Below are 11547 nucleotides of genomic sequence, written 5' to 3' on the forward strand. Positions count from 1 at the left end.
TGCGGGCGTACACCCGCGGGTGTACGTGCGCCTCTGCCCGAGGGGCGGGGCGCGTCCTACCGTGGGCAGCGGAGGCCGAGCGCCCGGGACCACCCGGCCCCGACCCCGCCTTGTTTCCGGTTCTGTTCGCACACGACCCAGAACGGGTGTGACCATGCGTCTTTCCCATCGAATCGCCGCCGCCACCGGCGCCGTGGCCCTGGCCCTGGGCGGCCTGACCGCCCTGGCCCCCACCGCTCAGGCCACCCAGGCCGACTGCGTCACCTACCTCGCCGGCCTCGGCTACAACACCACGGACACCAACGCCGCCTGTCTGGTGGGCGGCTCCGGACTGCCCCTGGCCTTCCAACTGTGCTCTCTCACCCTGACCACCGTCTCCGGCGTCCCGCCGGCCATCGCCGACGAGGCGTGCCGCCGCGCCGCGCTGTGACCGACCCGTAGGGTGCGTCCCCGCCGTCCGCAACGTTTCGTTCCTCGTGACCGACCGGTCACGAGGAACGGCTGACCGACACCCACGTCCCGCCCCCGCGTCACGATCGGCGTCGCGGGGGCCGGACCACGCCCGCCTCCCCGCCGATCCCGCCCCCACACGCCCGGCCCGGCCCCACGACACCGCAGCCGAGACCTACGGCCTCGCCGCGGCGATCCGCCGGCCCCGGACCGGTGCCACGCCCGCCACCGACCGCTTCGCCGGCCCCCATGCGAGCGCGGCCGACGTCCCGGAGGACATCGCCACCGCACGGCGCCGCACCCCGCCGGCCGACACGCGGCCCCGGGCGGCCCCCATCTCGGAGCCGTCTTCGCCGAGGACCCCGCGGCGACCATTGGCCACTTCGAGTTCACCCCGCACCACCCCCTGCTCTTCCTGCCGAGTACGGTGAGCGCCTCGACGCGCTCTGGCGTCCAAGAAGCCTGTCGTTGGCGTGCGTTGGCGAGTACCACACCCAGCTTCACCTGCATGTGCCTCGCCGCCCGCTCGACGGTCTCGACGTGTTTGCGCGGCACGACCAGGTGCCCTTCCCGCCGGCGGAACGCCGCCGCAGCCAGGGTCAACGCCCACCGATCCACCGACACCGCGCGCCGCACAGGGACCGCGGCCACCTCGACACCCACCCCGGCCGGAGCCGCCCGCTGCGCCGCCGACAGGTTTGCGCCGCTGCGCCGTTGCCGTTCCAGCCATGCCCCGACGTCCTCGCCGCCGACGGTGCGTCCGGGCACGAGTTCGTCGAGGCTTCCCCCGCCTCGGCGTGCAGTCGCACCGTCGATCCCGCTCGGGCCTGCTGTGTTCGGGTCGTCCCATGCCGCGTCGTCGGCGAGGATCGGAGGCCGTTCGGCCTCGCCCTCCCCGGGGCGTTCGCTGAAAGTGCTGCCGGCGGGTGGTCCGCACACGCGTCGGATCGCGGTCAGGTCGCAGCCCGTACACCCTCGTGTCGTGTCGTGTCCCCGGGCGACGGGGCACGGCCCGCGGAGTCTGGAGGGGAACTCTTGTCGGAAATCGTGCACGCGCAGGGGGCGGTACGCGGTACTGTTCAATGCGTGGGCACGTCTGATCTGCCCACCTCGCCGGGCAAGGCCGCGTCGCCTATGCGATGGCGTACGCGATATCGGTGGGTCGCGACGCCCGCTGTTTGCGGGCCGCGCTCCGACAGACGAAAACGGCCCCGGGCCTGCGGTCGCTGTCACCCGGCTCGGTACACGACGAACCGTCCCGCTCTTGAACGCGGCGCCGGCGATTGCCGGGCGGACACCACTGGTGAGTATCCACCGCGCGACCCTCGGCCGGTCGCACCCCACCGGGGCCCTCGCATGAGGCTCACGCGCCCATGGCCGCTCGTGCAACGCGCACCCTCGTTCCGTTGCTCCGCCCACGATGGACATGGCCCGAATACAGGGCCCGTCCCAGTTTCCCCGACCGACAGGAACCGCACGTGCAGCCACAACACACCGCCCCCGGAGGCAATAGCCCCGTCTGCCGTCCGAGCCCTCCGCTCGTCACGTTCTCCGCTCCCGTATTCGACGACCCGCCCGACGACGCCACCCGCTCCACCACGCGCCGGCGCCGTCCCGCTCCGCGCCCGATGAGCCCTCCATCGTCCGGCATCGGTGCCCGGCCGGGACCCGAGGCGAAGCTGCCACCGATGACGTCGGTGGTGGCAGCCGTCCGCGCCGGGTGCGCCGCGGTGTTCATGCCTCGACACCCGGCCGAGGACGGCGGGCACATGGTGTTGTATCGGCCCGACGGGGCCCCGATGCCGCCTGCGCCCGCCGAAGCGGACCCGATCGTGACGGACCTCGTCCTGGAGCCCTCGGTCGCCGCCGTGACCGGAGTGCGCCGCGTGAGCGTCGGCGCCTGGGCGGTGCCGCTTCCGTACGCCGTACCGGCGCTCCTCGCCCCCCACGACTGCCACACCCACCCTGCGGCTCGCGCCTGGGCCGACATCGCGCGCTGGGGACTGGAAATGATCGCCGCCCGCCGCGTACGCCTCGCAACGACCGACACCGGATCGACCACGTGGCGGTTTACTCCGCCCAGCGACGCACAGGCCACGCAACTGCGTTCCCTGGCAGCCGCGTTGCCCCCACACGGACACTGCCGGTTCTTGGGCGACATGCCGCTGCGGATCGATTCGCCGACGACCGTCACCCACGCCTTCCTCGACGCTCTCGCCGCCACGCACATGCGCACGCCCGGCGCCCGACACGTCCTGGGCGAGAGTGCGTTCACCACCGCCACCGCCGATGTGAACCCGCGCGTCCAGGCATGGATCGACGACCTCGAAGTGGGACACGACCCGCTCCCGGAACCACACCTGACCCTGCGGGTCGGTCGGCCACGCACAGGAAGCGAGGGTTTCGACGTCGTCCCCGTGGCGGTGCACCTCACCGGACCCGACGACATGGCCGTCACGTTCGACCGACTGGACTCCGACGGTCGGCGACGCGCACGTCGGGCACTGCGCCGCGCCGCTCGCGCATGGGCGCCGCTGGGGCCCTTGGCGGCCCGTCCGAACCCGTGCGAGACCGTGTTGCGCGACACCGAGGCCCTGGAGTTGAGATACGCCGGCGGCGCCGCGTTGACGGCCGCCGGCGTCAGTGTCGTCTGGCCACCCGGAACGGTCCACACGCTCGACCCCGGGACCGTGATCGGAACCCGATCCGGCTCACCCGCGCCCGCAGTACGTTTCGCACTCTCGGACGTCCTGGACTTCCGCTGGCGTTACACGCTCGAGGGCGTGGCCCTGACACCCGAGGACATGGACGTCCTCGCCACGGCCACCCGACCGCTGGTACGTCTGCGCGACGACACGTGGGTCCTGATGGACGAGATGACGGCCGAACGCGCCCGCCGGCCCGCTCTCGCACCCATGAGCGCCACCGAGGCGCTCGCCGCCGCCCTGTCGGGCACCGTCACGATCGACGGCCGCACCATGCCGTGCGCCACGGCCGACGGTTTTCGCACGCTCGTCGACGGTCTGCGTGAGCCTTCCGCCGGTGCGGTTCCCTCTCCGGCGGGGTTGCGCGCGTGTCTGCGGGAGTACCAGCAACGCGGCCTGGCGTGGCTCGCGCGGCTCACCGACCTGGGTATGGGCGCCCTGCTGGCCGACGACATGGGCCTGGGCAAGACCGTGACCGCGATCGCCCTGCACCTGTACCGACAGGAACGCGACCCCGGAGCGCCCACGCTCGTGGTGTGTCCGACCTCCCTCCTCACGAACTGGACCCGCGAGATCAACCGGTTCGCGCCCGGAACCGCCGTACACCGCTACCACGGCCCCGACCGTTCCCTCGAGGACGTTCCCCCCGCAGCGATCGTCGTCACCACGTACGGAGTACTCGCCCGCGACCACGCCGCCCTGGCGGCACGCGCATGGGACCTGATCGTCGCCGACGAGGCCCAAACGGTGAAGAACCCGACCTCCATCGCGGCCCGGCGGCTGCGTGAGATCCACGCGGGCGCCGCAGTGGCCGTCACCGGCACACCCGTGGAGAACAACCTTTCGGAGCTGTGGGCCATCCTGGACTGGGTGAACCCCGGCCTGTTCGGTGAACTCCCCGAATTCCGCGCGCGGTACGCCCGCGCGGCCGAACGCGACACCGACCCCGACGGCGAAGCCGTCGCACGAGTGAACCGCCTCGTGGGACCGGTCATCCTGCGCCGCCGCAAAAGCGACCCGGACATCGCACCCGAACTCCCCGACAAGGTCGTCGTGCGGCGCGTCTTGCAACCGGCCCGGGAACAGGTCGTGCTCTACGAAGCGTTGGCCCGCGAGACCATGGACCGCATCCGCGAGAACACCGGCCTCTCCCGACACGGCCTGGTGCTGAAACTCATCACCGGACTGCGTCAGATCTGCAACCACCCCGCCCGGTTCCTCAAGGAACCGATGCCCGACACATGGGACGCGGATGCTGCGACGCAACGCTCCGCGAAACTCGCCGCGCTGGACGACATCCTTGCGGTGGTCCGCGAACGCCGGGAAGCGGCCATCGTGTTCACGTCCTACGTGGCCACGGGACACATGCTCCGAGCGCACCTGCACGCACGCGGCCTCCAGACACGATTCCTCCACGGACACACCCCGCAAACACAGCGGCAGGACATGGTCGACGCGTTCCAACGCGGCGACGTACCCGTCCTCGTGCTGTCCGTCAAAGCCGCCGGTGTCGGCCTCAACCTCACCCGCGCCGAACACGTCGTCCACTACGACCGCCAGTGGAACCCCGCGGTCGAAGCCCAGGCCACCGACCGTGCCCACCGGATCGGCCAACACCGCGTCGTGCACGTGCACCACCTGATCACCGAAGGCACCGTCGAGGACCGCATCGACACACTCCTCACCCGCAAGGCAAACCTCGCGGAAGCGATCCTGTCCACAGGCGAGACCGGACTCGCGGAGATCTCGGACGCGGACCTGACCGAACTGGTTACGCTCGGCCGATAGGCGAGCGGACCCCGACCCGCACACCACCGGAACCGACACACGAAAAGCCGGCCGGGCCGGCATGCCGACAACCGTGACGGACGAGCCCCCACCGCCCGGCACATCACTGGCTGCACGGGACGCCACCTCCAGGGCCGGCACCCCGAGAACGGACACCGGAAACGTCGGCCGAAACCCGGTCAGAGCACATCCACCCGCGCCGACAGACGACCTTGTCCCTCCACACGAAGGCGAACCCCGTGACACGCGCGTCCCACCGCGCGGTCACCACCCGGACCGGTACACCCCACCGGAGCGAAAGCCACCCGACGTCCCACCACGAACCCTGTCCCTCGGAGCGCCCGTGAGCAACACAAGCCAAGACACATCCGAACCCACCCCGTGGGCCCGCGCCTGGGCACGAGCCCTGACCGCCACCACCACGTACCCCGAACACCTCGAACCCGGCGGCACAATACAGACGTTGAGGTTCATCGCCGGCCGTGTGACCGCCCGGGTCGACCACGCGGGCCGACGGCACCGCACCGCGATCCACGTCCGTACTCTCACCACCGAACAGTGGCAAACCGTCGCGGCGGCCCTGACCACACAGCCGGAACTCGTACGCGCGGTCCGCAGCGGCTCCCTGCCCGCCGAGATGACCGATCCGACCCGCACAGGTCTGCCCATTCCTCCCCCCGCTCAGGCACTGTCCTTCAGCTGCACATGCGGTGACGCGACCCCTTGCGCGCACACGACGGCCCTCGCCCACGCCGTGACCCAACGGCTGCGGGCCCATCCCGCGCTCGTACTCACCCTCCGCGGCGCCGGCATGCGTCGCCTGGCCGAATTCCTGCCCACCCCGTCCGGCAGCCACCTCGAACCACCGGACCCCGCCCGCGACGACCACGTCGAGACCCGCGCCGACGACGCCTACGACCGCTGGCGCGCTCGCCTCGCGCACACCACCCACCCGCCGCCGGAAGCGCCCCCCACCGCAGGGCCGAGCTGGGTACCCGAGGACCTTCCGGACCCGGACCGCCAGGCACTGGAACTCTTGATCGCCGACGCGTCACGCCGGGCCGCGCTCCTCCTCATGGACGCGAACATGGGCCCGTGCGGAGCCGCATGGGAAGCCGACGCCGTCGTCGACGCGGTACGCATGCTCTGCGACCCCGCAGGGCTCCCTCGCCTGCCCGAGGTCGCGACCCGCACCGGGATATCCGAGAACGAACTCCACCGTCTGATTCTGGCTCATCGTCTCGGCGGTCCGGCGGCCGTACACACCGCCGTGTACCGAACCCACCCGGCCCCCACGACGTTGGCGGCCGCCGTCAAGATGCTGGAAAACGGCCGGACCGGCGTACGCGGTCCTTTGGCAACGCAGGCGAACCGCATCACGGACACAGAAGGCGGTGTGCAGATTCGGTGTGGCCCCGACGAACGCTGGTATCCGTACACGACCGTGCAAGGCGAATGGATCGCGGCCGGTGGGCACGACGCCGACCCGCGCGCGGCGTTCCGGGCCGCGCGGGCCGCGCGTCTCGAGCGGTCCCGCACCCGCGCGCTCGGGCCTGGAACCGACGAGACATGCAGGCCTGTCCCACCGTCGCAGCGCACGACGTGGCGGCAGGTCCGGCCGGCCCCAACAGGTTGACACGTTCCACGTACGGGGACCAAAGCGCGGTGCGACACCCTGCCCGAAGTGCCGCGCCGCGCCGGAGTCCGGATGTGTGACCCCGCGAGGCATGCCGGCCTGCGCGACGCACACCGCGCCCGGCCGCGGTGATCGGACGCCGAGCCTCGTGCGCGAAGTTCCTCGCCTCCGGCAGGCAGGCCGGGGGATGAACGGGAGCTCTGGCGGCCGGCCACCGTCCCGGGCGGTCGGCCACCGTCCCGGCGGATCCCGACGTTCCGAACGGGCCTGGGCGGTCGTCGGGTTGCCACTGACCGCTGGAAGCTCACCGCGATGCGCCAACTCCACACCCGGCTTCTCCCGACGCTCACCGCACCCACGATCGTCATCACCGAGGGCCGCACGACATTGCCGTCCTGAGCAAGGCCGACCGCCGGTGATCCGACCCGGAGGGGCAACCAAGTCGGGTGAGGCATTCGTCGAGGAGCCTCACGCTCGGGACCGACCGACATCCGTCGAACTCCCACGCTCGACGCGCGACCGTGCCCGTGTACCGATCGCGTTGCCGGCAGGCGCCCTGCTCCCGGCTCACCCGGCCATCGCGGCCTTCCCACGCGTGGTACGGGGCGCCGTCGTCGACGTGCGGGATCCAGCCGTCGGCGGCGTATCCGCGCAGGAGTGCGACGATCCGGGGGTCGTCGGGCGCGATGGACCCGACCCCGAGGGGGCTGTGCAGCACCAGGATCGCGACCGGTTCCCGATCCGCGACCAGCGCGCGGTCCTGCCGTCCCGGACGGGGCGCAGATGGCGCTCGACGTTCGATGAGGGTGAGCTGATCCGAGTTTCGTGGAGTCCGTTTGCGGTTGTTTACGCGGACTGCGTGGTTTGCTCCTGGTCGGCCCGGCGTTGCTGCGCGTACTCGACCGGCGGCATGTAGTCGAGCGCGGAGTGCAGGCGTTTGCCGTTGTACCAGGTCACCCACTCGGATCTGGCGCGCTCCACCTGGGCGAAGTCCCGCCAGGGGCCCTGCATTTCGATGAGTTCGGCTTTGAACGTGCCGTTCAGTGCCTCGGCCATCGCGTTGACGCTCCTATGGTTCGTCAAGTCGCTTTCGTCGGTGGCTGCTTGGCCTTGATGTACTGGTGGGTCTCTCGGGCCGGATAGCGCTTGAGGCAGGGGATGATCTCCTGTTTCGTCTTGCCCTCGGCTGTGCGCCGGGCGACGTGGTCGATCGTGGGTTGGTGGAAGCGCATGCGGACGATCACCACGCGGTAGAGCGCGGAGTTCAGTTGTCGGTGGCCGCCGCGGTTGAGCCGGTGCCGGTTCGTCCTGCCGGACGAGGCCGGGACGGGGCAGACACCCGCGAGCTTGGCGAACGCGGCCTGGGAGCGGATGCGCTCGGGGTTGTCCCCGACGGTGACCGGCACCTCGGCTGCGGTGTCCGCGCCGATGCCGAAGGCGTCGACCGGCTCGGGCGCGTGGGCCTTGGTGAGTGCGCCGAGCAGCGCATCGTGCTCCTTGACCTCGTCGTTCAGGTCCTTCCAGCGGCGGGCCATGGCGCGTATGGAGTGCTTCGCGGACGCCGCCGGGCTGGTCACCGGGCCCGGCCGCAGGCCGGCGCATCGTTCGATGAGGGTCATCTTCGGCAGGCCCCGGAGCTGCCGGCGCAGTTCGTCGGGGACCGTGACGATCAGGGCCTTGAGGGTGACGATGGCCTGGGTGCGGGTCTCGACCGCGCCGTCGCGGGCGATCTTGATGTGGCGGACCATCTCCACCATGCCCTCGGTGCTCTTCGGGGTCGCGGTGGCGGTGCCGGCCAACCCCGCGCGGGCGGCGTTCTCGGCGTCGATGGGGTCGGACTTGCCGCGCCGGCGGCGCACGCGGCGGTCGGGTCGGTTGACCTCGACCGGTTTGTGGCCGTGTCTGCGCAGGTGGGAGGCGAGTCCGGCGCCGTAGGAACCGGTGCCCTCCACCCCGAAGGCGAGGACCCGGCCGAACCGGCGCGCCCACGTGTCGAGTTGTTGGTAGCCGCCGCGGTCGGCCGGCACGCCGGTCGTGCCCTGGACCCCGCCGACAACGTCCACGGCGACGGCGGTGTGCACGTACTTGTGGGTGTCGACTCCGACGACGACCTTCCCGATCGGCTCGGCCTGCAGGATGCCGGTCACGGCTGTCGGTTCCCCTTCCCGGGAGCGGCGGTCGGCGCGAGACCGTCGGCCGGGCGGGAGGACAGGACCGTGACGAGTGCCTGGGGCAACAGGCTCCTATTCGGTCACTGCCCGCGCGGCCGACGGACCGCATCGAGCCCGCAGAGGTGACCGACAGATCAACAGCAAGGACACCCGAAGCGTCAGTCGTAACGAGCAGTCAGGCCGCCCCTGCGACGCTGGTCCTTATCCACACAGTCGTAGGAGTCGCCCCCGAACCCATCGAGGCGGCAACTCCCGCCCTTGGAAGGCGCGTTGTCAGTTTGATCGACGTGTACTGCTTGGGTTCAAGGGGTCGTTGCAACACCGCTTGCTTGCAGTGAGCGTAGATGATCGTTGAGGGCCTCGGCGGGAGTTCGCCAGTTGAGTGTCTTGCGGGGACGGCCGTTGAGTGCGGCGGCGACGGCCTCGAGCTCGTCGACGTTCCAGCGGGACAGATCAGTGCCCTTGGGAAAGTACTGACGCAGCAGTCCGTTGGTGTTCTCGTTCGTGCCGCGCAGCCACGGGCTGTGCGGGTTGGCAAAGTAGACCAACAGCCCTGTGTCACAACGGAGTTTCACGTGTTGGGCGAGTTCCTTGCCGCGGTCCCAGGTCAGCGATCGACGTAGTTCCTCGGGCAGCTCGATGAGCCTGGCCGCAATCGCATTCCTCATCGCCTCGGCGCCATGGCCGGCCGGCGCCGGGCCGTTCTTCACCCGCGGTTGGACACCGTAGCCCTCCATGCGCGGCAGGTGCAGCAGCACCGTGAACCGCGTCGTGCGTTCCACGAGCGTGCCGATCGCGGACCGGCCCGTGCCGATGATCAAGTCGCCCTCCCAATGGCCCGGAACCGCCCGGTCGTCGGCCTCGGCGGGCCGCTCGCCGATCATCACGTCGGAGGTGACGTGCCCCGCGGGGCGTCGTCGGGAACGGGCTCGCGGAACGCGAAGCGCCCGCCCGGTGCGCAGACAGGCGACCAGCTCGCGCCGCAGTGCTCCGCGCCCCTCGACGCAGTCCCGGACCCCGAGGACGAGCCTGTTGGCCGTCCGTACCGACTTGTTGGCCGATCGCTTCCGCGATGCGTCGGCGACGCTGACCTGCCGCTCGGTGGCACCCGCCGTCTGAGATCTTCTCCGTCGGCAGGGCTATGCTCCACCAGGACCGTTGCCGCCGGATGTCGGTGGGCCTGTCAGCCTCGGGGGGAAACGACTGGTGCTGCCCTATGTCTATCGGGTCACCGAGTACATCGACCATGACGAGCACGGCGGCCCCGACTCGGGAGAGTCGATCAATAGCTCTGGGCTGGTCGAGGCCGCCTGCCTTCAGGCGATCGCCGCCTTCGCGGAAGACGCCGACGTGCAGTGCCTGAATATCCGGGAGCCGCAGATCGAGTTCTTCCACTTCGGCTCGGGACCGTCCACTGACGGCCATGGCCTGGCCGGGCTCTTCCCGCCCGACCTTGCCGGGTTCCACGACGGGGCGCGGGTGCCGGTTGCCGTGGGTCTGGAACTGGTCCGGGCCATGCTCCGCGACAGCGGGGTGTGGTGCAGGCTGGAAGCCGAGGGCGAGTTCGCCGTGCACGTCGGCGATGCGGGTGTGTATGTGTGCAGCATCGTGCCTTGTATCGAGGCATTGGCCCGCGCCCGGGCACTCGGCCTGTCCCCCGCACGAGCCGATTACTCCCCCTACGACGCCTCCTTCGACGACGAGCCTGGCGTGCAGGAACCCGCCGACGAGGACTTCTGGGCGCGGCTGCGCTCCTACCTCGCAGCGCCGCGCGCCGCGCTCCTGGAAGAGAACTACCTCTACAACGCCTCTCGGTGGCATCGGATCACCGCCGACAATCTCGATACGGTGCGCGCGGGACTCACCCCCCGCACCCGGTTGGCCATCTGGCCGGACCTGAACCCCGACCTCGGCCACGTCCTCGCCGGACTTCTAACGCGGCACACGGTCGAATTCGTCTGGGAGAACGAAGTCGGGCTGATCACCAGCACCATCGCCGAGGAGACCCGGTACCAGGAACTGGCCGCGCACGTCGCCGGTGCCCGCGCGGCTGCCTCCCTTTCCCACTACGTCAACGAACGCCACCCCCTGTTCGCCGCCGTCCTGCCCGACGGCGACGGGATCCTGCGGGCCCGCTGGAGAACCGAGTCGGCCCCGAGCGTCCCCGACTGAAGTCCCTCCGGATCCTGTGTCCGCGTTCGCGGCACCACTTCCGAGTCGACCCGACTCGCTGGGTGGCGCCCTCGGCGCGACGATCGGGGCGACGGCCCGTCCGGTCCCGGGGTGCCCGGCCGCCGTCCGTGTCAGGCGAGCGGCGGGCGGCGGGTGATCGTGTCGTCCACGCTTGTCGCAACCCAAGTGTTGCTATACATTTATGGCAACCCGACGATTGCCATCCAGGAGGGGCTCGTGACCATTCCCGATCGAATCGAGCGCGTGCTCGACCTCGCTCATCCCCCCGAGAAGGTCTGGGAAGCCCTGACCACGGCGGAAGGGCTCGGCGGCTGGTTCGGCGACAACGCCGACATCGACCTGCGCCCGGGCGGCGAGGCGCACGTGCACTGGGACGGAATCGGCCGCTCCACGTTGTGGATCCAGGTCGTCGAACCCGTACATCGGTTCGGCTACACCTGGGCGATCGAGGGACTGCCCGCCGACGACCCGCGGCGAACCTACGTCGAGTTCACTCTCGACCCGATCGAGACCGGCACCCGTCTGACCGTCGTCGAGACGGGATTCGCGCAACTCGGGGCCGGCGACGACCCCGTGACGGCCTACACGGGCAACGTCGAGGGCT

The 11547-nt window shown here is 70.7% G+C and carries 7 protein-coding genes and 1 pseudogene; 5 read left to right on the top strand and 3 right to left on the bottom strand.

Features of this window, described 5'->3' with window-relative positions; translation table 11 throughout:
- Window positions 1-154 precede the first annotated feature (154 nt).
- The 3 genes from ACIBSV_RS44050 to ACIBSV_RS44060 all read left to right on the top strand — a co-directional run bounded on the left by ACIBSV_RS44050 (window position 155) and on the right by ACIBSV_RS44060 (window position 6579).
- A complete protein-coding gene (locus ACIBSV_RS44050) occupies window positions 155-430 on the top strand; it encodes a hypothetical protein (RefSeq protein WP_395873125.1) in 276 nt (91 codons plus the stop codon).
- A gap of 1708 nt (window positions 431-2138) precedes the next feature.
- Window positions 2139-4943, top strand: a complete 2805-nt coding sequence (locus ACIBSV_RS44055) for a DEAD/DEAH box helicase (RefSeq protein WP_395873126.1) — start codon at window positions 2139-2141, stop codon at window positions 4941-4943.
- Window positions 4944-5286: 343 nt separating this feature from the next.
- On the top strand, window positions 5287-6579 hold the full coding sequence (locus tag ACIBSV_RS44060; protein WP_395873127.1) for a hypothetical protein: 1293 nt from the start codon (window positions 5287-5289) through the stop codon (window positions 6577-6579).
- Between the two features lie 846 nt (window positions 6580-7425).
- On the opposite strand, the gene ACIBSV_RS44065 is transcribed toward ACIBSV_RS44060, so the two are convergent.
- The 3 genes and pseudogenes from ACIBSV_RS44065 to ACIBSV_RS44075 form a co-directional block, all read right to left on the bottom strand.
- Window positions 7426-7662: an integrase core domain-containing protein gene (locus tag ACIBSV_RS44065; RefSeq protein WP_395873128.1), complete on the bottom strand. Its 237-nt coding sequence runs from the start codon at window positions 7660-7662 to the stop codon at window positions 7426-7428.
- On the bottom strand, window positions 7659-8726 hold the full coding sequence (locus ACIBSV_RS44070) for an IS110 family transposase (RefSeq protein WP_395873129.1): 1068 nt from the start codon (window positions 8724-8726) through the stop codon (window positions 7659-7661). Before ACIBSV_RS44070 ends, ACIBSV_RS44065 begins: the two co-directional genes overlap by 4 nt.
- 326 nt (window positions 8727-9052) lie before the next feature.
- Window positions 9053-9754: pseudogene (locus tag ACIBSV_RS44075) on the bottom strand (IS30 family transposase); the annotation flags it as partial.
- A gap of 202 nt (window positions 9755-9956) precedes the next feature.
- Between ACIBSV_RS44075 and ACIBSV_RS44080 the strand changes: the two are divergent.
- Together ACIBSV_RS44080 and ACIBSV_RS44085 are read left to right on the top strand one after the other, a co-directional pair.
- Window positions 9957-10922 (top strand): RNA-binding protein, encoded by a 966-nt coding sequence (locus tag ACIBSV_RS44080; protein ID WP_395873130.1) that lies wholly within the window; start codon window positions 9957-9959, stop codon window positions 10920-10922.
- 237 nt (window positions 10923-11159) lie between these two features.
- A partial coding sequence (locus ACIBSV_RS44085) for an SRPBCC domain-containing protein (protein ID WP_395873131.1) occupies window positions 11160-11547 on the top strand: 388 nt, incomplete at its 3' end.

Source organism: Embleya sp. NPDC050154, from assembly GCF_044460165.1.
Classification (GTDB): Bacteria; Actinomycetota; Actinomycetes; order Streptomycetales; family Streptomycetaceae; genus Embleya.

Coding starts and splice junctions, on each gene's coding strand:
- ACIBSV_RS44050 (WP_395873125.1), top strand. CDS start 155: ATGCGTCTTTCCCATCGAATCGCCGCCGCCACCGGCGCCGTGGCCCTG.
- ACIBSV_RS44055 (WP_395873126.1), top strand. CDS start 2,139: ATGACGTCGGTGGTGGCAGCCGTCCGCGCCGGGTGCGCCGCGGTGTTC.